A 24,051-nucleotide genomic window follows, 5' to 3' on the forward strand; every position below is an offset into this window, starting at 1 on the left:
GCCCCCGGGGAAACACAGCACGGGTTCACCCTGTCATGAGCGCCAGTCGAGCGGGACCTGCTTCCCCCGGTCCCAGGGGCGCTCCCAGCCCGCGTAGTGCAGCAACCGGTCGATCACTCCGGCCGTGAAACCCCAGACCAGAGCCGATTCGACCAGGAACGCCGGACCTCGGTGGCCGCTGGGGTGGACGGTGGTGGCGCGGTTGGCGGGGTCCGTGAGATCCGCCACGGGGACGGTGAAGACCCGGGCGGTCTCGTTCGGGTCGACGACGCCGACCGGACTGGGCTCGCGCCACCAGCCGAGCACGGGCGTGACGACGAAGCGGCTGACCGGGATGTAGAGGGCGGGCAGGACACCGAAGAGCTGGACGCCGGACGGGTCGAGGCCGGTCTCCTCCTCGGCCTCGCGCAGCGCGGCCCGCAGCGGTCCGTCGCCGCGCGGATCGCCGTCCTCGGGATCGAGGGCGCCGCCCGGGAAGGACGGCTGCCCGGCGTGGGAGCGCAGGGAGCCGGCGCGCTCCATCAGGAGCAGCTCGGGGCCGCGCTCGCCCTCGCCGAAGAGGATCAGCACCGCGGACTGCCGTCCCGAGCCGTTCTCCGGCGGCAGAAAGCGGCTGAGCTGGAGCGGCTCGACCGTCTCGGCGGCCCGTGCGACGGGCGCCAGCCAGTCCGGCAGCCCTTCCGTGCTGAGCGTCACCGCACCGCCCCGCGTCTCACTGGCCCTGGTCATCGCCACCCCCGTCGCCTCGCCTGTCCAACGCCCGGGGCCTCCTGCATCGTTCCGTCACGCGGCCCCCAGTGGGGGCGCCGGCCTGCCGCCCGCGTCGAGGTACGCCTGCGGGGGGTTGAGCCGCTGGCCGGGGAAGCCGCCCTTCTCGTACTTCAGCAGCTTCTTCGCCTTGTCCGCGTCGGTCTCCCCCTCGCCGTACGCCGGGCAGAGCGGGGCGATGGGGCAGGCGCCGCAGGCGGGCTTGCGGGCGTGGCAGATGCGGCGGCCGTGCCAGATCACGTGGTGGGAGAGGTCGGTCCAGTCGCTCTTGGGGAACAGGGCGCCGACGGCCGCCTCGATCTTGTCGGGGTCGGTCTCCTCGGTCCACCGCCAGCGCCGCACCAGCCGCTGGAAGTGCGTGTCCACGGTGATTCCCGGCCGGCCGAAGGCGTTGCCGAGCACGACGAAGGCGGTCTTGCGGCCGACGCCGGGCAGTTTGACGAGGTCCTCCAGCCTGCCGGGCACCTCGCCGCCGAAGTCCTCGGCGAGGGCCTTGGAGAGCCCTATCACCGACCTGGTCTTGGCCCGGAAGAAGCCGCAGGGGCGCAGGATCTCCTCGACCTCCTCGGGATTCGCGGCCGCGAGGTCCTCGGGGGTGGGGTACTTGGCGAAGAGGGCCGGGGTCGTCTGGTTGACGCGCAGGTCGGTGGTCTGGGCGGACAGCACGGTGGCGACCAGCAGCTGGAAGGGGCCCGCGAAGTCCAGCTCGGGGTGGGCGTACGGGTACACCTCGGCGAGCTCGCGGTTGATCCGGCGGGCGCGGCGGACCAGGGCGGTGCGGGACTCGCCCGCCGGAGGCTTCGGGGCGGTCTTCCTCACGGTTGCGGCCTTCTTGGCCGTGACCGGCTTCGCGGCGGCCAGGGCCTTCTTCACCGGTACGGCCTTCTTGGCGGAGACGGCCCTGTCGGCGGAGACGGCCGTCTCGGCCGGTACGGCTTCACCGGCGGCAGCCTTCTTGGCCGGCGCGGCCCTCTTCGTGGGCGCGGCCTTCTTGGCCGACGCGGCCTTCTTCGCCGGCGCGGGCTTCCTGGCGGACGCGGGCTTTCTGGCGGCGACCGCCTCCGCGGCGTACGCGGCCCTCTCGGCGAGCGTAGGCTTCTTGACAGGAGCGGCCTTTTCATCCGTTTTGCCTGTTTTATTACTACCGCCGGGGTCTTGTTCGCCCACAGCGGAATCGCGACGTACAACCACCCGCGCAGCCCCCTTGGCCTGTGCTCTCACCGGCGTTTTGGACACCCGGCCAGCCTAAAGCCCGGCACCCGCATCCGCCCCGGACCCGGAGGATCGGCCCCCGATTGGACCCCTGCCGCTTACCCCGGGACACCTGTGCGGCATCCTTGTGACAGATCACACTGTTTGGACCGTCCGGCAAAATGGGGAACACGGTCCCCTGGCACACGGGGGAGCAAGATCCCCTGAGCAGGTCGACAAGGAGAGAACTCGTGGACGACGTTCTGCGGCGCAACCCGCTCTTCGCGGCTCTCGACGACGAGCAGGCCGCGGAGCTTCGCGCCTCCATGAGTGAGGTGACCCTGGCACGCGGCGACTCCCTGTTCCACGAGGGCGACCCCGGCGACCGCCTGTACGTCGTCACCGAGGGCAAGGTCAAGCTGCACCGCACCTCGCCCGACGGCCGCGAGAACATGCTCGCCGTCGTGGGCCCCAGCGAGCTGATCGGCGAGCTGTCGCTGTTCGACCCGGGCCCGCGCACGGCGACCGCCACCGCGCTGACCGAGGTCAAGCTGCTCGGTCTCGGCCACGGCGACCTCCAGCCCTGGCTCAACGCCCGCCCCGAGGTCGCCGGCGCCCTGCTGCGCGCCGTCGCACGCCGGCTGCGCAAGACCAACGACGCCATGTCCGACCTGGTCTTCTCCGACGTCCCCGGCCGCGTGGCACGCGCCCTTCTGGACCTCTCCCGCCGCTTCGGCGTGCAGTCCGAGGAAGGCATCCACGTCGTCCACGACCTCACCCAGGAGGAGCTGGCCCAGCTGGTCGGCGCCTCCCGGGAGACCGTGAACAAGGCGCTCGCGGACTTCGCCCAGCGCGGCTGGCTCCGCCTGGAGGCGCGGGCCGTGATCCTGCTGGACGTGGAGCGCCTGGCCAAGCGGTCGCGCTGACGCCGGTCTCGGCCGTACGGCATCGGGGGTCCCGCTTCCTGGGCGGGGCCCCCTTGTCGTGGGTCGCCGTCCTCGGGACTGCCGCCCACTCCCGGGCGGCGGCCGCACCCCCAGCCCCCCGCTTTCGTCCTGTACGGCCTCGTCCTCAAACGCCGGACGGGCTGTCGGTGCGCGGGCCCCGCCCGGGAGTGGGCGGCCGGGCCCACTCGCCCGGACAGCGCGGCGAGACGCGGCGCCAGGCGCTAGATCAGCCCGTGCTCGCTCAGGTACTCCATCTGGGCCCGTACCGACAGTTCCGCGGCCGGCCACAGCGAGCGGTCCACGTCGGCGTACACGTGGGCGACGACCTCGGCGGGGGTGCGGTAGCCGTCCTCGACCGCCGTCTCCACCTGGGCGAGCCGGTGGGCGCGGTGGGCCAGGTAGAACTCGACGGCGCCCTGGGCGTCCTCCAGGACCGGCCCGTGGCCCGGCAGGACGGTGTGTACGCCGTCGTCCACCGTGAGGGACCTCAGCCGCCGCAGGGAGTCCAGGTAGTCCCCGAGACGGCCGTCGGGGTGCGCCACGACCGTCGTACCGCGCCCGAGGACGGTGTCGCCGGTGAGCACCGCCCGGTCGGCCGGGAGGTGGAAGCACAGCGAGTCCGCGGTGTGCCCGGGGGTCGGTACGACCCTCAGCTCCAGGCCGCCTAGGGCGATCACGTCGCCGGCGGCCAGGCCCTCCTCGCCGAGCCGCAGCGCCGGGTCGAGGGCACGCACGCGCGTGCCGGTCAGCTCGGCGAAACGGGCGGCGCCCTCGGCGTGGTCCGGGTGGCCGTGGGTGAGCAGGGTCAGGGCGACGCGTTTGCCGGCCCGCTCGGCCGTGTCCATGACGTTGCCCAGGTGGCCGTCGTCCAGTGGGCCCGGGTCGATCACGACGGCCAGGTCGGAGTCGGGCTCGGCGACGATCCAGGTGTTGGTGCCGTCCAGGGTCATCGCGGAGGCGTTGGGCGCGAGGACGTTGACGGCCCGTTCGGTGGCCGGCCCGGAGAGGACCCCGCCGCGGGGCTGGCCCGGCAGGGCCGCTGCGTCGGTCATGCGGGGCCTCCAGCGCCGGCCGTCGGAGCGGCGGTCCCGGCCGTCGGGGCGCCGGTCCCGGCCGTCGGGGCGCCGGTGCCGGCCGTCGGGGCGCCGGTGCCGGCGGGCGTCGCTCCGGCCGTGCCCGCGGCCGCCTCGTCAGCCGGACCCGCGCCTGGCGCCCCGGCCGGACCGGACTTCGTGACGCGCTTGGTGAACTCGTCGTGGCCCGGCCAGGACAGGACGATCTCGCCGTCCTCGAGGCGGGCGGTCGCCAGCACCGGTGTCATGTCGCGTGCGGGAGCCGCCGCCAGCGCCTGGGCGGCGGTGCCGTGCGGGAGCAGCTGGCGCAGCGTGGCGATGGTGGGCGGCATCATCAGCAGCTCGCCCCTGTCGTAGCCGGCGGCGGCCTCCTCGGGGCGGATCCACACCGTGCGGTCGGCCTCCGTGGAGGCGTTGCGGGTGCGCTGCCCCTCGGGGAGGGTCGCCACGAAGAACCAGGTGTCGTAGCGGCGGGACTCGAACTCCGGGGTGATCCAGCGGGTCCAGGCGCCCAGCAGGTCGGAGCGCAGCACCAGGCCGCGCCGGTCCAGGAACTCGGCGAACGACAGCTCGCGGGCGACCAGGGCGGCCCGGTCGGCCTCCCAGTCCTCGCCGGTGGTGTCACCGACGACCGAGTCGGCGTCGGGTCCGGCGAGCAGCACGCCCGCCTCCTCGTACGTCTCCCGTACGGCCGCGCAGACGATGGCCTGGGCGCCGCTCTCGTCGACGCCCAGCCGTTCGGCCCACCACGCGCGCGTGGGGCCCGCCCAGCGGACCTGACGGTCGTCGTCGCGGGGGTCGACACCGCCGCCGGGATACGCGTACGCGCCCCCGGCGAAGGCCATGGAGGCGCGTCTGCGCAGCATGTGGACGACCGGGCCGTCCGGGGTGTCCTTCAGCAGCAGCACCGTGGCCGCGCGCCTGGGGGTCACCGGGGTGAGGGTGCCGTCCGCCAGCGCGCGGATACGGTCGGGCCACTCCGGGGGGTACCACTGACCGTTCGCCATGGCCGGAGGCTATCCCGTATAGGGCGAATGTTCGAGAGGTGCCCGAGGTCAGCGGGGTTACGGGGCGGTGGTCACGGGACCAGCTCGACCTGGATCTCGATCTCGACGGGCGCGTCCAGCGGCAGGACCGCGACACCGACCGCGCTGCGGGCGTGCACGCCCTTGTCGCCGAGGACCTCGCCGAGCAGTTCGCTGGCACCGTTGACGACGCCGGGCTGCCCGGTGAAGTCGCTGGCCGAGGCGACGAAGCCGACGACCTTCACCACGCGCGCGATGCGGTCCAGGTCGCCGGTGACGGACTTCACGGCGGCCAGCGCGTTCAGCGCGCAGGTGCGGGCCAGGTCCTTGGCCTCCTCGGGCGTGACCTCGGCGCCCACCTTGCCGGTGATCGGCAGCTTGCCCTGCACCATCGGCAGCTGGCCGGCGGTGTAGACGTACGCGCCGGATCGCACGGCCGGCTGGTACGAGGCCAGCGGCGGTACGACCTCCGGCAGGGTCAGGCCCAGTTCGGCCAGCTTGGCCTCGACCGCGCTCATGCCAGCTTCTCCCGCTTCAGGTAGGCGACGAGCTGCTCCGGGTTGGGCCCGGGCACGACCTGGACGAGCTCCCAGCCGTCCTCGCCCCAGGTGTCCAGGATCTGCTTCGTGGCGTGGACGAGCAGCGGCACGGTCGCGTATTCCCACTTCTTGGTCATGAGGGCGACTGTAGCCGCTGTGTCCGCGGGGCCGGACGGCCGACCACGAGGGCCCTCGTCCGCCGAACGCACGCCCGAGTGTGACCACCGTTATCCACAGCCTCCCGCGTGAGTCTCGGCCGGACTGGTTAGTCTCGAAGGCGTGAGCAGGCTCCAGGTCGTCAGCGGCAAGGGCGGGACCGGAAAGACGACGGTCGCCGCCGCCCTCGCGCTGGCCCTCGCGACCGAGGGGAAGCGGACGCTTCTCGTAGAGGTCGAGGGCCGGCAGGGCATCGCACAGCTCTTCGAGACGGAGGCGTTGCCGTACGAGGAGCGGAAGATCGCGGTGGCGCCCGGCGGCGGGGAGGTGTTCGCCCTCGCCATCGACCCCGAACTCGCCCTTCTGGACTACCTCCAGATGTTCTACAAACTGGGCGGTGCGGGCAGAGCGCTGAAGAAGCTCGGCGCCATAGACTTCGCCACCACCATCGCGCCCGGCATCCGCGACGTCCTGCTGACCGGCAAGGCGTGCGAGGCGGCCCGCCGCAAGGAGAAGTCGGGACGGTTCGTGTACGACTACGTCGTCATGGACGCCCCGCCGACCGGCCGCATCACCCGCTTCCTGAACGTCAACGACGAGGTGGCGGGCCTGGCGAAGATCGGCCCGATACACAATCAGGCCCAGGCGGTGATGGGGGTGCTCAAGTCGCCGCAGACGGCGGTGCACCTGGTGACGCTGCTGGAGGAGATGCCCGTCCAGGAGACCGCGGACGGCATCGCCGAACTCCGAGCGGCCCGGCTGCCGGTGGGCCGGGTCGTCGTGAACATGGTCCGGCCGCAGGTGCTGGACGCGGACGACCTGGAACTCGTACGGACCGTGGAGCGTTCTTCCGTCGCACGGTCCCTCGCGACCGCGGGGCTCGGCGGGGCCCGGCGCGGCGGGAACGCGGAGAAGCTGGTCGGCCCGCTGCTGGAGCAGGCGGCCGAGTACGCCGAGCGGCACGCGCTGGAGCAGGAGCAGCGGGCGGTCCTCGGCGAGCTGGGCCTGCCGCTGCACGAGCTGCCGTTGCTCGCCGAGGGCATGGACCTCGCGGGCCTGTACGAACTCGCCACCGAGCTGCGGAAGCAGGGGTTGTCATGAGCCCGGACCCGGCCGATCCACAGGACACTGCCCGTCGTCTCTCCCCCGCGCGCCGGCTCGACGTCGACCGGCTGCTGGACGACCCCGGGACCCGGATCGTGGTGTGCTGCGGCTCGGGCGGAGTCGGCAAGACGACGACGGCCGCGGCCCTCGGGCTGCGGGCCGCCGAGCGGGGCCGCAAGGTCGTCGTCCTGACCATCGACCCGGCCAGGCGGCTGGCCCAGTCGATGGGCATCGACTCCCTGGACAACGTGCCGCGCCGGGTGAAGGGCATCGAGGACCAGGCGGCGGGGGCGGCGCGCGGCGACGCGGCGGAGGGTGCCGGAGAGGGCCGGACGGGCGGCGAACTGCACGCCATGATGCTCGACATGAAGCGCACCTTCGACGAGGTCGTGGAGGCGCACGCGGACCCCGAGCGGGCGGCCACGATCCTGGCGAACCCCTTCTACCAGTCGCTTTCGGCGGGCTTCGCGGGCACGCAGGAGTACATGGCGATGGAGAAGCTGGGCCAGCTGCGGGCGAAGGACGAGTGGGACCTGATCGTGGTCGACACGCCGCCGTCCCGGTCGGCGCTGGACTTCCTGGACGCCCCCAAGCGGCTCGGCTCGTTCCTGGACGGCCGGCTGATCCGCCTGCTCACCGCGCCCGCCAAGCTGGGCGGCCGGGCCGGGATGGCCTTCCTCAACGTCGGCATGTCGATGATGACCGGCACGCTGGGCAAGCTGCTGGGCGGTCAGCTGCTGAAGGACGTGCAGACCTTCGTGGCCGCGATGGACACCACCTTCGGCGGTTTCCGTACGCGTGCGGACGCCACGTACAAGCTGCTCCAGGCGCCCGGTACGGCGTTCCTGGTGGTGGCGGCGCCGGAGCGGGACGCGCTGCGCGAGGCCGCGTACTTCGTGGAGCGCCTGGCCGCCGAGAGGATGCCGCTGGTGGGTCTCGTGCTGAACCGGGTCCACGGCAGCGGCGCGGGCCGCCTGTCGGCCGAGCGTGCCCTCGCCGCCGCGGAAAATCTTGAGGACCCCCGCATTGTGGATCAGGGGGACGGGAAAGCTGGACTTCGTAACTCTCCCGACACAGAAGGCAGTTCACGAACTGCCGCATCCGAGGGCGCGGCCGGTGACCCTGTTTCCGAAGATGGCTCCCCCACCCATCCGGAGCACACCGTCGACCGGCTCGCCGCAGGCCTGCTGAGACTGCACGCCGAGCGCATGCAGCTGCTCTCGCGCGAGCAGCGCACGCGTGACCGGTTCACCGCCCGCCACCCCGAGGTGGCGGTGGTAGACGTACCCGCGCTGCCCGGCGACGTCCATGACCTCGCGGGCCTGCGGGACATCGGCGCCCGGCTGGCGGCGGGCGCGACGGACATGACGGGCGCGGCGGGCGCGACGGGCACGGCGGAACGGACAGACGCGTCGTAGCGCCCCGCTGCGGTGGCTGCGAGAAGACGTGCGCGCCATGAGCACGTCGCACACGCACCGGGGATGTGCCATGGGGGTGTGCCATGGAGGTATGCCCGCGCGGTGATACTCCAGGCTCAGCTCACCGCGGCGTAGTTCTCGTACACCTCGTCGTTGTCGAGAGGCACGATCCCGGCGCCCCGCTCGTACTCCGAGCGTGCGGTCTCCAGGAGCCTGCGCCAGGACGTCACGGTGGGCCGGCGACGCAACAGGGCGCGACGCTCCCGCTCCGTCATGCCTCCCCACACGCCGAATTCGACGCGGTTGTCCAGCGCGTCGGCCAGGCACTCGGTGCGTACCGGACATCCGGTGCACACCGCCTTGGCTCTGTTCTGCGCTGCTCCCTGAACGAACAGTTCATCCGGATCAGTAGTGCGGCAGGCGGCCTGCGCACTCCAGTCGGTTACCCAGCCCATACCGGCGCCGTCCTCTCCCGAATCGAGGCTCCCCCACGGCGGCAGCGGCATATTCACCGCCGCCAGTTGAGGACGTTACGGAAGGCGGGGACAGCGCAACACCCCCTTCGGGCCCAATCTTGAATGGCCCGAACGGACTATGGGTAAGCGGCAGATCACCCGCGGGAGTGAGCTGACGACATATGCGACCATCCCGGCAATGCAGGACGGCTGTGGTGCGTCACACCGGGCGCCAGGTGACACACCTGACGGATTCGGACACGCCCCCCTCAAAAATCCGGGGCACGACCGGAACGATTCGGGGTCTCCGGACGTATTGATACGTGGCCGCGCTGCTGTGACAGTTGTGAGCAGCTTAGGCCAAGGCCTGCGCGCGTGTCCGGGAAATGAGAACGTAGGTCTCCTCCTCTGCCGTGCCCCGGCACGGCACGGCGCGGGCCTGCGCCGTCCGCCGTACATCACGATCCCGCACCCGAACATCCCGACGGGGAGCCGGTCCCTCGGAACGCTCATAAGTACGGATTAGGCTGCCCCCATGCCAAAGAAGCGCTCGGGCGGTGGCCTGTCGACGACGCAGCAGGCCGCCAAGTTCCTCGGTGTCAGTGTGCTCGCCGGAGCCGTGATGGCGGGCATCGCGCTGCCCGCGGCCGGCGCGCTGGGCCTCGCGGCCAAGGGCTCGGTCAAGACCTTCGACGAGATCCCGGCCAACCTCAAGAGTCCCCAGCTCAGTCAGCGCACGACGATCCTGGACAACCAGGGGCGCCTGATCGCGACCGACTACTCCCGTGACCGCACGGTGGTGGAGCTCAAGGACATGTCGCCGTACATGCAGAAGGCGATCGTCGCGATCGAGGACTCGCGCTTCTACAAGCACGGGGCGATCGACCTCAAGGGTGTGCTGCGCGCCCTGAACAAGAACGCACAGGAGGGCGGGGTCGCCCAGGGCGCCTCCACGCTCACCCAGCAGCTGGTGAAGAACTACTTCATCGAGGAGGCCGGCGACGACCCGACGAAGGTCGCCCAGGCCACCCAGCAGACCATCGGACGCAAGATCCGCGAGCTGAAGTACGCGATCCAGATCGAGGAGAAGCTCGGCAAGAAGAAGATCCTCGAGAACTACCTGAACATCACCTTCTTCGGCGAGCAGGCCTACGGCGTCGAGGCCGCCGCCCAGCGCTACTTCTCCAAGCACGCGAAGGACCTGAACCTGCAGGAGTCGGCGCTGCTGGCCGGCATCGTGCAGTCCCCGAGCCGCTACGACCCGGTGAACGACGAGGCCGAGGCCCGCAAGCGGCGCAACACCGTGCTGCAGCGCATGGCCGAGGTCGGCGACGTGTCCCAGGCGGAGGCCGACCGGGCCAAGGACAAGCCGCTCGGCCTGCACATCAGCCGTCCGAAGAACGGCTGCATCACTGCCACCAAGGGCGGCGCGTTCTTCTGCAAGTACGTCGAGCACGTCATGCTGAACGACCCGGCCTTCGGGAAGACCCGTGAGGAGCGCGCCAGGCTCTGGAACCACGGCGGCCTGACCATCCGCACGACGCTGGACCCGCAGGCCCAGGAGTCCGTGCAGGCCTCGCTGAAGGAGCACGTGTACAAGTCCGACCGGGTCGCCGCAGCCGCCACCCTGGTCGAACCCGGCACCGGCAAGATCCTGGCGATGGGCCAGTCGAAGCCGTTCGGCTCGGGCAAGGACGAGACGGAGTACAACTTCTCCGTCAACAAGGACATGGGCGGCTCCAACTACGGCTTCCCGACGGGTTCGACGTTCAAGCCGTTCGTGGCCGCGGCCGCGATCGAGGGCGGCAAGCCGGCGACGCAGGAGTACTCGGCGCCGTACAAGATGAACTACCCGAGCCCGGTCCAGCGGTGCAGCAGCAACCCTTACGTGAACACCAAGGGCGAGACCGTCGAGAACGAGAACGAGTCCGAGAAGGGCCCGTACCGCATGAAGGAGGCGATGGCGAAGTCCGTCAACACCTACTTCGTGCAGCTGATCTCCGACATCGGCCTGTGCCCGGTGGCGAAGATGACCGACGCGCTGCACGTGGTGCAGGGCGACGGCTCGAAGCTCCCCGAGACGCCGTCGATCGCCCTCGGCTCGATCGGCCTCTCACCGCTGACCATGGCCAGCGCCTACGCCTCCTTCGCCTCGCGCGGGATGTACTGCACCCCGGTCGCCATCGAGTCGGTCGTCCAGAAGATCGGCGACGAGCAGAAGTCGCTCGAGGTGCCGAAGTCGACGTGCTCGCGCGCGATGAGCGAGAAGACCGCCGACACGGTCAACACGCTGCTGCGCGGCGTGGTCGACTCCGGTACCGGCCAGGAGGCGGGTCTCACCGACCGCGAGAGCGCGGGCAAGACGGGCACGACGGACGAGCGCAAGAACGCCTGGTTCGTCGGCTACACGCCCAACATGTCCGGCGCGGTGTGGGTCGGCAGCGCCAAGCAGAACGTGCAGATGACCGGCATCACCATCGGCGGCCGGTACAACGACCTGGTCTTCGGTGGGAAGGTCCCGGGCCCGATCTGGCGGGACGCCATGGCCGGCGCCCTGGCGGGCAAGGACGCGCCGGGATTCCAGCTGGTCGACATCCCCGACGACAACAAGGGGGGTGGTAAGGGAAAAGGACCAGGGGGGACGGACGACGGCAACGGGGACACGACGGGCCAGGAGATCGGCGGACTGATCGGCGGCCTGACCGACGGGGGCACGGCTGACGGCGGCGCGACGGGGGACACGACCGGCGGCACCATCGGCGGCCCCCTCCCGACGCCGACCTTCTCCTTCCCCGACAACTTCATCCAGGGGCAGGGCAACGGGGGCATCAACGGGAACGGCAACGGGGGCCGGCGGGGTTAGGGCCTCTCGTTCGGATCACGCCGGGCTCGCGGGCCCTGGCACCGGACGAGAGCGACGCGAGTACTGCGGCGGGGCCGCACCCTGACAAGAAGGGTGCGGCCCCGCCGCCGCGTGGTGGGCGCCCCTCAGCCGTGAAGAGCCGGGGGCGCGTCGCGCTCAGCCCTGGCCCTGGAGGAGCTTCTTGACCGCGGCGGCGACGCGGCCGCCCTCGGCCAGGCCGGCCACCTTCGGGTTCACGATCTTCATGACGGCGCCCATGGCCCGCGGCCCCTCGGCACCAGCCGCCTTCGCCTCTTCCACGGCCTCGGCGACGATCACGTTCAGCTCGTCGTCGGACAGCTGCTTGGGCAGGTAGGTGGCGAGCACCTCGCCCTCCGCCTTCTCCCGCTCGGCCTGCTCGGCGCGGCCGCCCTGCGCGAACGCGTCCGCGGCCTCGCGGCGCTTCTTCGCCTCGCGGGTGATCACCTTGAGGACCTCGTCGTCGGAGAGCTCACGCTTCTCCGTGCCCGCGACCTCCTCCTTGGTGATCGCGGTGAGCGTCAGCCGCAGCGTCGAGGAGCGGAGCTCGTCGCGCTCCTTGATCGCGGCGTTGAGGTCGTCCTGCAGCTTCGACTTGAGCGTGGTGGTCATGGGGACGATTGTCGCAGGTGCGTCACCCCGAACGCCCCTGATTAAGGGGGCGGCCGTCTCGTCGCGCCGTCGCGTTCTGACACGATGGTCATATGCGCGCGCGATACGGAGTACCCCTGGGAATCATGGCGGCAGGTGCCGCCGGGCTGGCGTATTCGGCGGGCTTCGAAGCCCGCTCCTTCCGCCTACGGCGAGTGACGGTCCCGGTCCTGCCGCCGGGCATGCGCCCGCTGCGCGTGCTCCAGGTCTCCGACATCCACATGGTGAGCGGCCAGCGCAAGAAGCAGCGCTGGCTGCAGTCACTGGCCGGACTGCGCCCGGACTTCGTGATCAACACGGGCGACAACCTCTCGGACACCGGGGGCGTGCCGGAGGTGATGGACGCGCTCGGCCCGCTGATGGAGTTCCCGGGTGCGTACGTCTTCGGCTCCAACGACTACTACGGCCCCAGACTGCGCAACCCCGCCCGCTACCTGCTGGAGAAGGTGAGCGGCCGCCACGGCCTGAACGGCAACGCGCCGGTCGTGGGAGTGCCCCGCAACCCCTGGGAGGACATCCGGGACGGCTTCGACGAGGCCGGCTGGCTGAACCTGACGAACACGCGGGGCGTCCTGAAGGTCGAGGGCGTGTCGATCGAGCTGACCGGCCTGGACGACCCCCACATCAAGCGCGACCGGTACGCGCAGGTGGCGGGCGGCCCGTCCGGGACGTACGACTTCTCGATGGGCGTGGTCCACGCCCCCTACCTGCGCGTCCTCGACGCCTTCACCGCCGACCGCTACCCCCTGATCCTGGCCGGCCACACGCACGGCGGCCAGCTGTGCATCCCCTTCTACGGCGCCCTGGTCACCAACTGCGACCTGGACACGGACCGGGTGAAGGGCCTGTCCCGGCACACGGCGGAGGGCCGTACGTCGTTCCTGCACGTCTCGGCGGGCTGCGGCACCAACCGCTACACCCCGGTCCGCTTCGCCTGCCCGCCGGAGGCGACGCTGCTGACGCTGGTGGAGAGGCAGTAGAGTCCGCGGGGCGCAGGGGAGGCGGCGACAGCGTCTCCCCGCGGCATGGCGAGGTCACGGGCCCACCCGTGCCTCGCCAACGTCCTCCTCCCGGCCCTCGCGGCCTACGCCTCGGGCGTCCTCCTGGTGGCCCTCGACCACACCCGCCCGACCCGGTCCGCCACCGCGTCCAAACCGGATTTCGCCTACAGCCACCGGTGGGCTAAAGTAAACGTCGTCGCCGCGAGAAGCAGTGACATCGGGGTGTAGCGCAGCTTGGCAGCGCGCTTCGTTCGGGACGAAGAGGTCGTGGGTTCAAATCCCGCCACCCCGACGCCGTAGTACCAGGTCAGGGGCCTGATCCGCTTAGCGGGTCGGGCCCCTGAGTGGTTTTGAGGGCCATTTTGGGAGCCATTTGGGAGCCGAGTTCGGGGTCTGGCTCCCGGGCGGCTCCCGCGCTTATGGGTAGACCGGAGCTTGGGAGCTCGCCTCAGAGTGGCATGGCACGGGGAGGGGACACGAGTGGGAGTCGGAGACCTGAGTTCATGGGTCGGCGCCGGGATCGCTGTGGGAGCAGCCGCCGTCGCGGTCTGGCAGGGCTGGTCCGCGCGCGAGCAGTCGCGTGTCGCGCAGGAGGCCCTCAACGATGCTCGGCAGGCCCGGGACGAAGCAGCCACTCCGGTCTTCCAAGTGAGCGACGCGCAGTGGGTCTGGGGCAGCATCGGGGAGCGCTTCGTCACCGCGACCATCACGGTGGAGCAGGCGCCGCCTCTGTCCAGCCTCACCCTGCGCATCGACGGACCTGACGTCCGCCACTTGGCGCCAGACACGGGCAGCTATGAGTCGGAAGGACGCGAGAAGCGGTTCACCGCCGTGGCGCCGGGGAAGCGGATCGACCTCATCGCCCAGATGGAGCACGAGGGCCCTTCACCGTTCGAGCTTGAGGTGACGCTTGAGTGCGTCGAAGAGGGTGGTCACGAGAGGCGGTGGACCGTACGCCGCATCATCACCGCGCCTGAGGCCCCACAGCCGGACGTGCCGCAGGCGTGGAGAGGTCGTCGCGGCCGGTGAGGCATTTGGGCTCCGAACCGCGGGAAGCTACCTCAAGCGGAACAGCCGAACGTGCGGTGTACTGCCGCATCAGCTCCTCGCAGTTGTACGTACTGCTGTCGGCGCGACAGCCGGAGCCCGCCCCCTTTAGGAAGCCGAACAGGCCGACTTCGCCAAGTCCGTTTCACCGGCCCCGGGCTGCTCGGCTACGCCGCGCCTGGAGCAGGACACCGCTGGTGTTCAAGCGGAAACGCGCCATAGGCACGCTGACCCCGGCAGCGGCCGCAAGTGCCTGAGCATCGGTTCCCGCATACGCATGCCGGAGCAAAAGCTGACGGGGCAAGAGCAGGCAGCCGGCCAGCCAGTTCGCCTCCTCTTCCTGCTCCGGGTTGCACGTAAAAAATGCATGCCCGCCGATCTGTTGCACTTCCCGTACCTCGTGGCCGAGCAGCACATGGGCCAGCTCGTGAGCGATGTCGCTCTTCGTACGTGCGGGCTCATTGCAGGGGTTGTAGACAGCGACAGTGCGACCACCCGGCAGATGAAAGGTGGCGGCGGAAAAGGCCCCAGGCTGCAGCAGCTCCAGCTCCTGCAGGCTGTCCATACCGACCAGTTCCTGCGCATCAATAACCTCGACACGCAGATGATCGGCGAGTTGGAAGATGTCTGGGGGCACGTCGGGGCGCAAACCGATCTGGGCGCGCACCCGCTCCGCAAGCCGTTCCGCTTCCGACTTGAATCCTCGTCGCACTCTAGCCACCTTCCCGAGCGGATTCGCCCGCTCCGGAGGCCATCAGCTTGGTCTGCATGGCGCTGAGCAGATCTGTGAGCATACGGCTGGCCTGAGGGGTGAAGGTCGACGCCGCCCTCAGGTGCACCTTCACCTCGGTCTCACGCACAGCCAGGCTCCCGTAGAGCTCCTTTACCAGCCCAGCGATCTTCTCGGCGGCGGCCTCGGTCAGGTTGGGGTCACGCGACAGGTGATAGGCGATGACGTCCGGCGTGCTCTCCGTGCGAAGCCGCGTCGGTTGGAAGAAACGCTCAGGCGGTAGTCCCAGCCAGTCGACGATCCTGGTGAAGTTAGCGAGGTCGGGCAGGTGCCCCTTCTCGACCCTGGCGAGAGTGTTGAACGGCACATCGGCTTGTTCCGCCGCCGCGCGCAGGCTCAAACCCAGATGTGCACGATGTTGCTGCACGAGCGTCTGCAGTGCGTCGATATCGATGGGCTCGTCCATCCCGGCCACCTCCCTCCGCTGGATCCCTTCCAGCGCACCGTAGCGTGGCGACTCTAAGACGATCACCTGGGGCCGATCACTCCACCCCTCCACTATGCGCCCCAGAACCTGGTTGTACCTCGTTCGGTACATGCCGTACAGTCTGAGTCACTGCTGGTCCCCCTAGCTGTATTCCGGATCTCCAGTACCGCTGTGCACTTCTGTTCGTCTTGGTCGTGGATCCGGAAAGGACCGCCTGATGAGCGACACCGCACTTCTCTCTATCGGCCACCGCGCCCTCCCTGACGCCTCGCTTCCTGGAGTGGCGGACGCCCGGCTCCTCCCTGACACGGAGTTTCAAGAGGCATGGGCGAGCATCGCACTGCCCACTGACATGAAGGACCGGATGCTCCGCGGCGCTGTGGCCGGCATCCAGCTCCGTCAGGCCGTCCCCTTCGATGCCGTACCCCTGCACGGCATCACCCTCCTCACCGGCGAGCCGGGCGTGGGCAAGACCACCGTCGCCCGCGGACTCGCCGACAAGATCACCCGAGGTCTTCCTTCTGATCCCCCCTGGGTGTTCGTCGAGGTGGACCCTCATGCCCTGGCCAGTGCCTCGCTGGGCCGAAGCCAGCGCAGCGTGGAAAATCTCTTCGGCACTGTTCTCGACGAAACGGCGAGCGTCGGCCCTCTCGTTGTGCTCGTCGATGAGGTCGAGACCCTGCTGACCGACCGCGCAGCCCTGTCCATGGACGCCAACCCGGTGGACGTACACCGTGCGGTAGACGCGGCCCTGGTCGGACTCGATCGCCTCGCGCGTCGGCACCCCCACGTCTTCGTCCTCGCCACGAGCAACTTTCCCGACGCGATCGACCCGGCCCTGACCTCCCGCGCGGACACCGTCATCCGTGTTCCGCTCCCCGACCGGACAGCCCGCCGCTGGATCCTGGAGCACACCGTCACGGCGATCGTCGCCGCCTTTCCCGGTGCTCGTTCCCTGTTGACGGCCGACTCCCTCGACGTGGCGGCCGATCACGCCGAGGGACTCGACGGTCGGCGACTCCGTAAGGCAGTCGCCGCCGCGTGCTCCCGCAATCCGGAGGCACAAGGCGACCCGAACCGCGTCACCGCTCAGGACCTCCTGGACGCCATCGGCCATGCTCGGGAGACCTCATGAGCGTCACTGCCCGTCGCATCGCGTCCGTGCCGTACCGCACTTCGTCCCAAACCTGGCAAGCCATCGTCGATCTTCTCGCGCCAGAGGGGAGCCCGGCCCGACCCACGCTGCTGTCGGCCGGCGGTCCTAGTGCTGTGATCATCGCCGAGGAATACACAAGCAGTGCCCCGATCGTGGTGCTGCCCGTGACAGGGCCACGCATCCGGATCCGTACGGTCCACGGTGCCGATGCTTTCGACGCCGCCGAGGACGAAACCCCGTTGATGTCCCGCCCTCTGGACCAGCCGGGTTGGACGCTGTCGCTGCCCTGCGCTGCGGATGACCTCGACGAACTGCGCGCGGCCCTGACTGGACACTCGCACATCACGGTCCGGTCTTTGGACGACGACGTCGACGACACCGCGAGCGGCCAGGCGCACGGGGTTCGGATCGTGATCAATGCCGCCGAGCTGGAGGCGCCATGAGCACCGCCGTCCGCGTCAACACGCATGCCTACGCGGCCACACACGTGGCCACCGGCCTCATCAACAGCCTTCGCAAGATCGTCAAATCGAGCGGCCTCGACCCAGCTAGGTTGACCGGTCAGTGGACCGTCCTGGAGGCCGGTATCGCCGCTTGGCTCGAGTCCCAGCACCTGCGAGCCCTCGTCATGGAGATCTACGACCCTCGCCTGGGGTACGGGGACGATCTCGTCGGGCGGTTCGACTTCACCATCGACTACGGGTACTACCCCAACGGCGACGGTGACTTGTGGCTGGATCCCGAGACCGTCCACTACACAGTGCGCAAGGCAGGCAGTTTCCCCTCGCAGTGTGACTACCGCTTCATCGCCACCACCAGCGCAGGACGCCCGGACGTCCCCGGGTGGTCCACGACCAACCTGCGGTCCACCAACGGATTCGCCCGTAACGATGTCGGCACTGCCATCGGCGGCGGAAGTCTGGGCGCCGGACTCTCCTACTACACCCGGACGGCATCATGATGAGCATCCCCGTAGCCTTCGAGAAGTTCCGCCGGAATCTGGAGATCACCGAGACGGAGTCCCAGAAGGCCAGCCACCGACAGCAGAGCATCCGCAGGGAACTTGAGACCGCTCTCGATGTCGAAGACACCTTCCTCACCGGTGCCTACCGGCGCAACACCAAGACCAAGCCGTTGGCGGACGTCGACATCATGGTCGTCCTTGAGGACACGGCTTACCTCGACCTGCATCCCCACGAGGTTCTTGAGGCCGTACGCAAGGTCCTGGCCCCTATCTACGGTGAGGATCGCGTGTGCTGCGACCGGCGCGCCGTACGCGTCGACTTCGGAGTGAAGCTCGTCGACGACCTCACTGGCGATGTGGTCTCTTTCGACGTCGTGCCAGGCTTTGCCGAAGACGCCCACTACCTGATCCCCGACGACGTACTCGCCGAGTGGATCCCCACCAACCCCAAGGTGCACGCGGAACTCACGACCGAGGCGAACAAGGCTTTCTCCGAGCGATGGAAGCCCGTTGTCAAGATGGTCAAGACGTGGAACCGCAACCACGATCATCCCATCGAGGCGTCCTTCCTCATCGAAGTCATGGCCTTGAAGCTCCTCACAGGTGCCTGGGTGGGGCCGTATCCCCTGGAACTGCGCCAGTTCTTCACCACGGCCATCAGCGCCATTACTCAGCGGTGGCCGGACCCGGCACGCCTCGGCCCGGACGTCTCCGACATGTTCGACGGCGAGCCCGGCAAGCTTGAAGCCGCCCAGCGTGCCCTACGCGCGGCGGAAGCCGTGTGCACCGAGGCGATCCGGTTGGAGCGCTCGGGCCGCACCGGCGAGGCACTGGCGAAGTGGCAGGAACTCTTCGGCCCTCTCTTCGTCAAGTCATGACCCAGGGGCAGCAGTGGCCAGTACCGCCCGGTGCCTCCGGTCGGATCAAGGAGCGCCAGGACCAACCCGAGCACCTAAACAGGCTGCTGGCTTACTCCCACCTGTACAAGACGGCACTGCGATGGCGTCGCGTCAAGACCTGGGGAAACGTCCTTCTGGCCCTGACTGCGCCCTTGTTCGCGGTCTTCCTCCCCGGAAGCACGGGCACCCGCGGAGCGGTCGCTGCTGTCTGGCTGGTTCTGGGCAGAACCGTACTGTCAGGGCTTGAGCGGAACGCCACCCAAAGCGCTTTGGACATCCAGGAGTTGTACGACACCAAGCTCTTCCACCTGCCGTGGAACCAAGCAGTCGCGGGGCGCCCACCAGTACCGGACGACGTCTCTTCAGCCGCCCGCCACATCCGTAACCGCGGGCCCTATCTTGACTGGTACAGCATTGAACTGGGAGACACCCCCTGGCCGGGCGATGTCCTCCTGTGCCAGCGTCAGAGCGCCGTCTGGAGCCGCCGAGACCACCATGCTTACGGTACCTTTCTTGCGATCAGCGGCAGTGCGTGGGCCCTCTCGATCGTCATCTTCGCCCTCGTACGCGACATGACGCTGCTCACCTTCCTCGTGGCGCTGTTCCTCCCAAGCACCCCTGCGCTCCTCGACACCATCGAACTCGCGCAAAGCCATTGGCAGCAGTCCACTAAGCGCCGACAAGTCGAAGACGATATCCACGACGTATGGGACGAGCACCAGGACAGGCCCGGAGATGTTCCCGTCCAGGAATGTCGGCGTCTCCAGGACGCCACCTACCTCTTGCGCCGCGACGGGCCACCCGTACCCAACTGGTTCTATGGCCTGCGCCGCCGGGAGACCGCCGCCGTCACAAACGACGGCACTGCGACGCTGCGGTCCTCCTCTGACCCCACCTGAACCCAGTCAGGCCCGGTGGCTCCTCACACATCTGTCCTCACTCCTGCGCATGCCGGTATACCCCTTGAAACCGCTCGTCCTGTGCTACTGAAGCGCTCCCGGCGCGCTCGCAGAAGTCCATCGAGGATGCGTACCGGTGACTTGGGGCTCATCGCGAGGCGGGCGTCAAGTGCCGTCTCCCACTGCTCGGTCAGCCCCAGCATGAGGCGCTTGCGCATGCCTGGGGTGACGTGGGCATAGCGCGCTGAGACCGAGCCGTCGATGTGGCCCATGCGTTCGTCCATGAGTACCTTCTCGGTGCCCAGGTCCTCCATCATCGTCCGGTGGGTGTGGCGAAGGCCGTGGGGCGTGAGTCCCTTGGCTATCGGGAGCCAGCAGGCGTCGGCCCGATCGCTGGCACCCCGTCCCCGTGCCGGGACACCGGGCCACGGCTCGCCGAGTAGGGGCACCGGCCGGGGCTCCTGTGGTGCCTTCTTCGGGTACCAGCCGGAGACCGCCGGCGTGAACAGCCAGGTCGCGAAACCGTTCCTACGCCAGTGGGCGGCATGCTCTGGCACGACACCGCCCCGCACGAACCGGAGGTCCGCGATGGCCTGCTCGACCTTCGCTCGCGTGGCCTCGGTGACGCGTTCGGGGTGGTTGAGCGCGTTGGACACCGTGCCGGTCGAGACGCCGGCACGACGGGCGACGTCGACGAGCTTCGCGCCCTGGTGGCCGCCTGTGCGGGCCGCGCCCTGCCCTTGGAAGACGTAGGTCTTGCCGTGGCAGGGGCATGGCTTGGGCTTCGTGCGGGCGATGTGGTCGGCGACCAGCGCGGACAGCCAGTCCATCGGTCGATGGTGCGGTAGCTGTCGTCCTTCGGCGGGCAGCGCACCAACTCCCCTGTGTCGAGTTCGTACAGCTGCCACTCGACCCGGACGGCTCCAGGACGGACGAACGCGGTCTCCAGGCCGACGATCTCGCCCCAGCGCATGGCGGTGTACCCCTTGAGGACCACGGCGACGAACTCATCGTCGCGGCCGGAGAGCAGGGCGGCGCGCTCGGCGGTCAGCAGGATGCCGAGCGCGTCGGTGACCACCTTCTCCGGGCCACGGTCTCGGGAGCGGCCAGCGCGTTTGCCGCGTCCGCGTCGCCTAGCGGCTGGGTTGGACGTGATGAGGCCCTCGTCGATCGCGTCCTCGAAGATCAGGTGGAGCGTTGAGCGCCAGGTCTTGACGCTGGAGGCCGCGTAAAGGGCCTTCTCCTTCTTCTCCCACAGGTCGACGTCCGTGCGCAGGATGCCGGCGAGCGCCTTGTCCTCAAAGTCGGGGAGCAGGTGCTCCTCAATGTGGCGCTTGTAGTTCTGCATGGTGGAGGCGGCCAGGTCCTGGGCCTCGTACCAGCGGTTCGCGTACTCGCCGAAGGTCTCCTGGCCGAGGGCCGGGTCGCGCCAGTCGCCGCGACGGTACTTGTTCTCGGCCTCGGCCGCTGCCCGTTGGGCCTCGCCTTTGGTGGCGAACCTGATCGCCTTGCCGTTCTCGTCCACGACCGTGTTGTGCTTGCCAGGCGCGACCTTGTACCGGCCGCGCCAGTAGTTTCCGCGCTTCTCCGCGAAACCCAAGTCCCGCTGTCCCCCTCTTCCTTGTCTTCGTCTACGGCAGATTGGATCGGGTCACGCGACAGTGCCGTACTGCTGCTGTCGACGCGGCGGGCGGGCCCGCAGGTGGGTCGCCGGCGCAACGACAGGGCGGCGACGTTGCGTCGAGCCGGTCTGCGTACCGGGCTCGGAGAGCGGCTCGGTCGCCCGGGCGGCTGTCTGCGCAGGCTGTGCCGGCCGCTCCTCGTAGAGACGGATGATCTCGGCGAGGTGCTCGGCGGTGAAGCGGTAGGCGCGGCCGACCCGGGTGTGCGGTATCAGGCGCCGTCGCGCTCGGTCCTTGACCCACCAGGCCGAGCAGCCGAGGGTGTCGGCGATCTCCTCGGGGCGGTAGAGGCGGGGTGGAGGGGCGTCGGACGGCCTGTGGGGGACGGGCGCGGGCGTGGGTCGGTGCAAGGGGGCGGCTCCTGGTCGCGAGGCGGGAGGGATGCGTGGGCGGCTCAGGTGGCGCCCGGGCGCTGGAGGAGGGCGACGGGTGATACCTGCAGGGCTTCGGCGATGGCGACGAGGTCGTCGATATCGCATCGCCGCTTGGCGAGTTCGATGCGGGACAGCATCGTGTTGGACATAGGACGGCCCAAAGCGGTACACCGCGCGGCGAGTTGGCGCTGCCCAAGGCCGCGTTCCGTGCGGAGGATTTCGATGGTGCGAGCCGCCAGCATTCCTGCGGGCCCGATTTCCAAAGATCGTGCTGCCATGGCTCCAGTTGTAGCGTGCATTCGCCGGTTTGGTTAACCGGTGATCGTCGGCTATGTTACGCCGCGCTCAATCGGTGAGCGAGGCGGTCGGGGTGCTGCGCAAGGCCGGATCCCCGAACGGGCCCCGACACCAGAGAGCCTCTCTGACGTGGGGTGTTGTGTTGTAGCTTCGTCGCTCGCAGGACGTCAACGGCTTGCCGATGTGATCCTTATGGCTCGGGATGCAGGGCAACTATTTGGTCAACCGCCAATCGTGCCCTACCGTTTTCGCACCGCCCTCTCCGTCTCGATTTCCAGCGGCATTTCTGCCGTGAGAGATTGCGCCGGATAGGGCTGGACTTGCGCGCCGTGGGTGTGGCTATGTTGACGACACCCCGGAAAGCGCGAGCGGCCATCAACGCTCCCGCGTCAACGGCCGGACATCCCCGCTCTTCACACCCGTCTCCGCCCCCGACCGACGGTGAACCGTGGGCGCCCAGCCCACCGGCCACCGAGTGAGGACCGCCCCTCTTGGCACGAATCCGCACCATCAAGCCGGAAGCCTTCGTCTCCGAGTCCCTGGCAGCCGTCTCCCTGACCGCCGAGCGCACCTTCTTCGGCCTGCTCACTCAGGCTGACGACCAGGGGCGCCACCGCGACCACGCCGCGATCATCGCCGGGCAGCTGTGGGTCCTGCGCCCGGAACACACGCCTGGCGCTGTCGAGCAGGACCTCGCCCAGCTTGCCGACGCCGGGCTGATATGCCGCTACAAGGGCCCGGGCGACAAGCGCTACCTGCACATCGTCACCTGGCGGCAGCATCAGAAGATCAACCGCCCCAGCGCGAGCCGTCTTCCCGCCTGCCCGCACCACGACACGCAGGCTCGCACCGCGCCCGGCGTTGATGCGCCGGCTGCGGGAGTCGGCATCACGGAGCCCGCACCGCAGCCTCACGGAGCCCTCCGTGAGGACTCCGGGCGAATACGCGAGTCTGCGGTGAATCCGGTCACCGATGGCGAAACAGCAGGTCAGAGCGATTTCAGTGAGCTCTCCGTGAGGCAGCGGGGAGGGCTCAGTGAGGGAGCGGTGACGCCTCAGCGTCCGGATCTAGGACCTAGGATCATGGATCTAGGAAATACCCCTTCGGGGGGCGCGAGCGCCCCCGCACCCCACGCCGTCTCGGCCAACGAGCTCATCGCCGAGTACGCCGCCGCTTGTACACACCGTCCGCCCAAGGACGTCCTGGGCCATCTCGCTCGCGAGGTGCGCAAGCTGCTCGGCGAGGGCATCGCCCCCGCCCACATCCGGGCCGGCCTGGAACGGCACCGCGCCAAGGGCCTGCACCCCAGCACTCTGCCGAGCCTCGTGCACGAGGCCATGAACGCGGCCCCCGCCACGCCGGTTGTCCACAGGGCGTGGACAAACCCCGCCGATGTCGAAGCCGCCTACGGAGGTGACCTCTGACCGCCACCCTGACCCGCGAGCCCCACCGGGTCGGCCCGCTCGCCGACCGGCTCAACGGCATCCTTGCCAGTCGCGGCATCGACCTCGCCACCGCTGCCGTCGAGGACGGGCGCGCCGAGCCCGTCACCGCGCTGGAACTCGCCGACGCCAGGATCCCCGCCCGCTACCGCCGCGCCCTGGCCGACCACCCGAAGGTCACCGCCTGGGCCGACGAGATCGCGCGCGCCGGACGCCCCGGCCCCGGTGGGCCGGGCATCGCTGAGGGCCCGTCGCTGCTGATCGCCGGCCCCACGGGCACGGGCAAGTCGTACCAGGCGTACGGCGCCATCCGCACCCTGCTCGCCCGAGGGGTCCGTCTGCGCTGGGAAGCGACCACCACCGCCGACTTCCACGCGCGCCTGCGCCCCCGCGCCGGCCACGACGGCGAACGGGAGCTGCAGACCCTGGTGCGCTGCCCGCTGCTGTTCCTGGACGACCTCGGCGCGGCCAAGACCAGCGAATGGACCGAGGAGCTGACCTACCGGCTCATCAACCACCGGTACGAGCACATGCTCCCAACCCTCATCACCACCAACCTTCCGATGGAGCAGCTGCGCGTCACCCTCGGTGACCGCGTCGCCTCCCGCCTCGCCGAGATGACGGAGCGCGTCATCCTCGACGGCCCCGACCGACGACGCCGCACAGCGCCCGCCGCCTGACTGGCCGCCTCAGCGCCCTCTCCTGGCCGACCCCGCCGCATCACCTGCGCTCACATCAGCCCTGCCCGCGCCAGCCACTCGCGTAGGCGGTTGCTCAGCGCTCCGTCGAATCGCCCTTCGCCCTCAATCCTCGACGCCTTGGAGCCTCCTCCTGCTTCCTCTCAGCCCCGTCCCCCTCGCCATAC

The 24,051-nt window shown here is 69.6% G+C and carries 26 protein-coding genes, 1 tRNA gene and 1 pseudogene; 15 read left to right on the top strand and 13 right to left on the bottom strand.

Annotated elements, in window-relative coordinates; all coding sequences use genetic code 11:
• Window positions 1-33 precede the first annotated feature (33 nt).
• Together IE177_RS21435 and nth are read right to left on the bottom strand one after the other, a co-directional pair.
• Complete coding sequence (locus IE177_RS21435; protein ID WP_190016985.1) at window positions 34-729, bottom strand: NUDIX hydrolase; 696 nt, start codon at window positions 727-729, stop codon at window positions 34-36.
• A gap of 54 nt (window positions 730-783) precedes the next feature.
• Window positions 784-1,935, bottom strand: a complete 1,152-nt coding sequence (gene nth / locus IE177_RS21440) for an endonuclease III (RefSeq protein ID WP_190016986.1) — start codon at window positions 1,933-1,935, stop codon at window positions 784-786.
• A gap of 275 nt (window positions 1,936-2,210) precedes the next feature.
• On the opposite strand from nth, the gene IE177_RS21445 reads away from it, so the two are divergent.
• The gene (locus tag IE177_RS21445; RefSeq protein WP_023547771.1) at window positions 2,211-2,885 is read left to right on the top strand and encodes a Crp/Fnr family transcriptional regulator; all 675 of its coding nucleotides are present in this window, start codon (window positions 2,211-2,213) and stop codon (window positions 2,883-2,885) included.
• Window positions 2,886-3,127: 242 nt separating this feature from the next.
• Here the strand turns inward: IE177_RS21445 and IE177_RS21450 are convergent, their stop codons facing one another.
• From IE177_RS21450 to sp36, 4 genes are all read right to left on the bottom strand, one after another.
• Window positions 3,128-3,958 carry an MBL fold metallo-hydrolase gene (locus tag IE177_RS21450; protein WP_190016987.1) on the bottom strand — a complete coding sequence of 277 codons (831 nt, stop codon included), beginning with the start codon at window positions 3,956-3,958 and terminating at the stop codon, window positions 3,128-3,130.
• Entirely contained in the window at window positions 3,955-4,986 is a 1,032-nt protein-coding gene (locus IE177_RS21455; RefSeq protein ID WP_229816195.1) for an NUDIX hydrolase, read from the bottom strand. Before IE177_RS21455 ends, IE177_RS21450 begins: the two co-directional genes overlap by 4 nt.
• A 71-nt stretch (window positions 4,987-5,057) precedes the next feature.
• Window positions 5,058-5,522 carry a RidA family protein gene (locus tag IE177_RS21460; protein ID WP_190016988.1) on the bottom strand — a complete coding sequence of 155 codons (465 nt, stop codon included), beginning with the start codon at window positions 5,520-5,522 and terminating at the stop codon, window positions 5,058-5,060.
• On the bottom strand, window positions 5,519-5,680 hold the full coding sequence (gene sp36, locus IE177_RS21465; RefSeq protein ID WP_190016989.1) for a Sp36 family protein: 162 nt from the start codon (window positions 5,678-5,680) through the stop codon (window positions 5,519-5,521). The genes IE177_RS21460 and sp36 overlap by 4 nt, the downstream gene beginning before the upstream one ends.
• A 142-nt stretch (window positions 5,681-5,822) precedes the next feature.
• Between sp36 and bagA the strand changes: the two genes are divergently transcribed.
• Window positions 5,823-6,800 carry an ATPase BagA gene (gene bagA, locus IE177_RS21470; protein WP_190016990.1) on the top strand — a complete coding sequence of 326 codons (978 nt, stop codon included), beginning with the start codon at window positions 5,823-5,825 and terminating at the stop codon, window positions 6,798-6,800.
• Window positions 6,797-8,221, top strand: a complete 1,425-nt coding sequence (bagB, locus tag IE177_RS21475) for an ATPase BagB (protein WP_190016991.1) — start codon at window positions 6,797-6,799, stop codon at window positions 8,219-8,221. The genes bagA and bagB overlap by 4 nt, the downstream gene beginning before the upstream one ends.
• 116 nt (window positions 8,222-8,337) lie before the next feature.
• On the opposite strand, the gene wblA is transcribed toward bagB, so the two are convergent.
• Window positions 8,338-8,676: a transcriptional regulator WblA gene (gene wblA / locus IE177_RS21480; RefSeq protein ID WP_018547931.1), complete on the bottom strand. Its 339-nt coding sequence runs from the start codon at window positions 8,674-8,676 to the stop codon at window positions 8,338-8,340.
• A gap of 535 nt (window positions 8,677-9,211) precedes the next feature.
• On the opposite strand from wblA, the gene IE177_RS21485 reads away from it, so the two are divergent.
• Window positions 9,212-11,539, top strand: a complete 2,328-nt coding sequence (locus IE177_RS21485) for a transglycosylase domain-containing protein (RefSeq protein WP_190016992.1) — start codon at window positions 9,212-9,214, stop codon at window positions 11,537-11,539.
• Between the two features lie 156 nt (window positions 11,540-11,695).
• On the opposite strand, the gene IE177_RS21490 is transcribed toward IE177_RS21485, so the two are convergent.
• Window positions 11,696-12,169: a GatB/YqeY domain-containing protein gene (locus IE177_RS21490; RefSeq protein WP_190016993.1), complete on the bottom strand. Its 474-nt coding sequence runs from the start codon at window positions 12,167-12,169 to the stop codon at window positions 11,696-11,698.
• Between the two features lie 92 nt (window positions 12,170-12,261).
• Here IE177_RS21490 and IE177_RS21495 point away from each other — a divergent pair, with 92 nt between their 5' ends.
• The 4 genes from IE177_RS21495 (at window position 12,262) to IE177_RS21510 (ending at window position 14,238) form a co-directional block, all read left to right on the top strand.
• Entirely contained in the window at window positions 12,262-13,188 is a 927-nt protein-coding gene (locus IE177_RS21495; RefSeq protein ID WP_190016994.1) for a metallophosphoesterase, read from the top strand.
• Between the two features lie 45 nt (window positions 13,189-13,233).
• Window positions 13,234-13,437, top strand: coding sequence for a hypothetical protein (locus IE177_RS35115; RefSeq protein ID WP_229816196.1), 204 nt, complete (start codon window positions 13,234-13,236; stop codon window positions 13,435-13,437).
• A tRNA-Pro gene (locus IE177_RS21505) sits at window positions 13,428-13,501 on the top strand. Before IE177_RS35115 ends, IE177_RS21505 begins: the two co-directional genes overlap by 10 nt.
• Before the next feature lie 233 nt (window positions 13,502-13,734).
• Complete coding sequence (locus IE177_RS21510; protein ID WP_190016995.1) at window positions 13,735-14,238, top strand: hypothetical protein; 504 nt, start codon at window positions 13,735-13,737, stop codon at window positions 14,236-14,238.
• Between the two features lie 163 nt (window positions 14,239-14,401).
• On the opposite strand, the gene IE177_RS21515 is transcribed toward IE177_RS21510, so the two are convergent.
• Together IE177_RS21515 and IE177_RS21520 are read right to left on the bottom strand one after the other, a co-directional pair.
• Window positions 14,402-14,968 carry an ImmA/IrrE family metallo-endopeptidase gene (locus IE177_RS21515; protein WP_190016996.1) on the bottom strand — a complete coding sequence of 189 codons (567 nt, stop codon included), beginning with the start codon at window positions 14,966-14,968 and terminating at the stop codon, window positions 14,402-14,404.
• 1 nt (window position 14,969) lies between these two features.
• Window positions 14,970-15,452 carry a helix-turn-helix domain-containing protein gene (locus IE177_RS21520; protein WP_190016997.1) on the bottom strand — a complete coding sequence of 161 codons (483 nt, stop codon included), beginning with the start codon at window positions 15,450-15,452 and terminating at the stop codon, window positions 14,970-14,972.
• A 301-nt stretch (window positions 15,453-15,753) separates the two neighbouring features.
• On the opposite strand from IE177_RS21520, the gene IE177_RS21525 reads away from it, so the two are divergent.
• From IE177_RS21525 to IE177_RS21545, 5 genes are read left to right on the top strand one after another with little or no spacing between them, the layout of a single operon-like run.
• Window positions 15,754-16,608, top strand: coding sequence for an AAA family ATPase (locus tag IE177_RS21525; RefSeq protein WP_229816197.1), 855 nt, complete (start codon window positions 15,754-15,756; stop codon window positions 16,606-16,608).
• On the top strand, window positions 16,605-17,072 hold the full coding sequence (locus tag IE177_RS21530; protein ID WP_190016999.1) for a CBASS system Cap8 protein: 468 nt from the start codon (window positions 16,605-16,607) through the stop codon (window positions 17,070-17,072). The genes IE177_RS21525 and IE177_RS21530 overlap by 4 nt, the downstream gene beginning before the upstream one ends.
• A complete protein-coding gene (locus tag IE177_RS21535; RefSeq protein WP_190017000.1) occupies window positions 17,069-17,590 on the top strand; it encodes an HORMA domain containing protein in 522 nt (173 codons plus the stop codon). Before IE177_RS21530 ends, IE177_RS21535 begins: the two co-directional genes overlap by 4 nt.
• Window positions 17,587-18,471 (top strand): CBASS oligonucleotide cyclase, encoded by an 885-nt coding sequence (locus IE177_RS21540; RefSeq protein WP_190017001.1) that lies wholly within the window; start codon window positions 17,587-17,589, stop codon window positions 18,469-18,471. Before IE177_RS21535 ends, IE177_RS21540 begins: the two co-directional genes overlap by 4 nt.
• Window positions 18,468-19,391 (top strand): S-4TM family putative pore-forming effector, encoded by a 924-nt coding sequence (locus IE177_RS21545; protein ID WP_190017002.1) that lies wholly within the window; start codon window positions 18,468-18,470, stop codon window positions 19,389-19,391. Before IE177_RS21540 ends, IE177_RS21545 begins: the two co-directional genes overlap by 4 nt.
• Window positions 19,392-19,414: 23 nt before the next feature.
• Here the strand turns inward: IE177_RS21545 and IE177_RS21550 are convergent.
• The 3 genes and pseudogenes from IE177_RS21550 to IE177_RS21560 form a co-directional block, all read right to left on the bottom strand.
• Window positions 19,415-20,991, bottom strand: a pseudogene (locus tag IE177_RS21550) (LacI family DNA-binding transcriptional regulator).
• 51 nt (window positions 20,992-21,042) lie between these two features.
• Window positions 21,043-21,423, bottom strand: coding sequence for a helix-turn-helix domain-containing protein (locus tag IE177_RS21555; protein WP_190017003.1), 381 nt, complete (start codon window positions 21,421-21,423; stop codon window positions 21,043-21,045).
• Window positions 21,424-21,467: 44 nt separating this feature from the next.
• A complete protein-coding gene (locus IE177_RS21560; RefSeq protein ID WP_190017004.1) occupies window positions 21,468-21,725 on the bottom strand; it encodes a helix-turn-helix domain-containing protein in 258 nt (85 codons plus the stop codon).
• Between the two features lie 510 nt (window positions 21,726-22,235).
• On the opposite strand from IE177_RS21560, the gene IE177_RS21565 reads away from it, so the two are divergent.
• Both IE177_RS21565 and IE177_RS21570 read left to right on the top strand, forming a co-directional pair.
• Window positions 22,236-23,168, top strand: coding sequence for a hypothetical protein (locus IE177_RS21565; protein ID WP_190017005.1), 933 nt, complete (start codon window positions 22,236-22,238; stop codon window positions 23,166-23,168).
• The gene (locus IE177_RS21570; protein ID WP_190017119.1) at window positions 23,165-23,866 is read left to right on the top strand and encodes an ATP-binding protein; all 702 of its coding nucleotides are present in this window, start codon (window positions 23,165-23,167) and stop codon (window positions 23,864-23,866) included. Before IE177_RS21565 ends, IE177_RS21570 begins: the two co-directional genes overlap by 4 nt.
• Window positions 23,867-24,051 lie beyond the last annotated feature (185 nt).

Source organism: Streptomyces lucensis JCM 4490 (assembly GCF_014650035.1).
Taxonomy (GTDB): Bacteria; Actinomycetota; Actinomycetes; order Streptomycetales; family Streptomycetaceae; genus Streptomyces; species Streptomyces lucensis.

Excerpts from the sequence above, each read along its gene's own strand:
- IE177_RS21520 (WP_190016997.1), bottom strand. The coding sequence starts at position 15,452 with ATGGACGAGCCCATCGATATCGACGCACTGCAGACGCTCGTGCAGCAA.
- IE177_RS21455 (WP_229816195.1), bottom strand. The coding sequence starts at position 4,986 with ATGGCGAACGGTCAGTGGTACCCCCCGGAGTGGCCCGACCGTATCCGC.
- IE177_RS21485 (WP_190016992.1), top strand. The coding sequence starts at position 9,212 with ATGCCAAAGAAGCGCTCGGGCGGTGGCCTGTCGACGACGCAGCAGGCC.
- IE177_RS21450 (WP_190016987.1), bottom strand. The coding sequence starts at position 3,958 with ATGACCGACGCAGCGGCCCTGCCGGGCCAGCCCCGCGGCGGGGTCCTC.
- IE177_RS21545 (WP_190017002.1), top strand. The coding sequence starts at position 18,468 with ATGACCCAGGGGCAGCAGTGGCCAGTACCGCCCGGTGCCTCCGGTCGG.
- wblA (WP_018547931.1), bottom strand. The coding sequence starts at position 8,676 with ATGGGCTGGGTAACCGACTGGAGTGCGCAGGCCGCCTGCCGCACTACT.
- IE177_RS21530 (WP_190016999.1), top strand. The coding sequence starts at position 16,605 with ATGAGCGTCACTGCCCGTCGCATCGCGTCCGTGCCGTACCGCACTTCG.
- IE177_RS21495 (WP_190016994.1), top strand. The coding sequence starts at position 12,262 with ATGCGCGCGCGATACGGAGTACCCCTGGGAATCATGGCGGCAGGTGCC.
- IE177_RS21535 (WP_190017000.1), top strand. The coding sequence starts at position 17,069 with ATGAGCACCGCCGTCCGCGTCAACACGCATGCCTACGCGGCCACACAC.
- IE177_RS21460 (WP_190016988.1), bottom strand. The coding sequence starts at position 5,522 with ATGAGCGCGGTCGAGGCCAAGCTGGCCGAACTGGGCCTGACCCTGCCG.
- IE177_RS35115 (WP_229816196.1), top strand. The coding sequence starts at position 13,234 with ATGGCGAGGTCACGGGCCCACCCGTGCCTCGCCAACGTCCTCCTCCCG.
- bagB (WP_190016991.1), top strand. The coding sequence starts at position 6,797 with ATGAGCCCGGACCCGGCCGATCCACAGGACACTGCCCGTCGTCTCTCC.
- IE177_RS21560 (WP_190017004.1), bottom strand. The coding sequence starts at position 21,725 with ATGGCAGCACGATCTTTGGAAATCGGGCCCGCAGGAATGCTGGCGGCT.
- IE177_RS21540 (WP_190017001.1), top strand. The coding sequence starts at position 17,587 with ATGATGAGCATCCCCGTAGCCTTCGAGAAGTTCCGCCGGAATCTGGAG.
- sp36 (WP_190016989.1), bottom strand. The coding sequence starts at position 5,680 with ATGACCAAGAAGTGGGAATACGCGACCGTGCCGCTGCTCGTCCACGCC.
- IE177_RS21435 (WP_190016985.1), bottom strand. The coding sequence starts at position 729 with ATGACCAGGGCCAGTGAGACGCGGGGCGGTGCGGTGACGCTCAGCACG.
- IE177_RS21490 (WP_190016993.1), bottom strand. The coding sequence starts at position 12,169 with ATGACCACCACGCTCAAGTCGAAGCTGCAGGACGACCTCAACGCCGCG.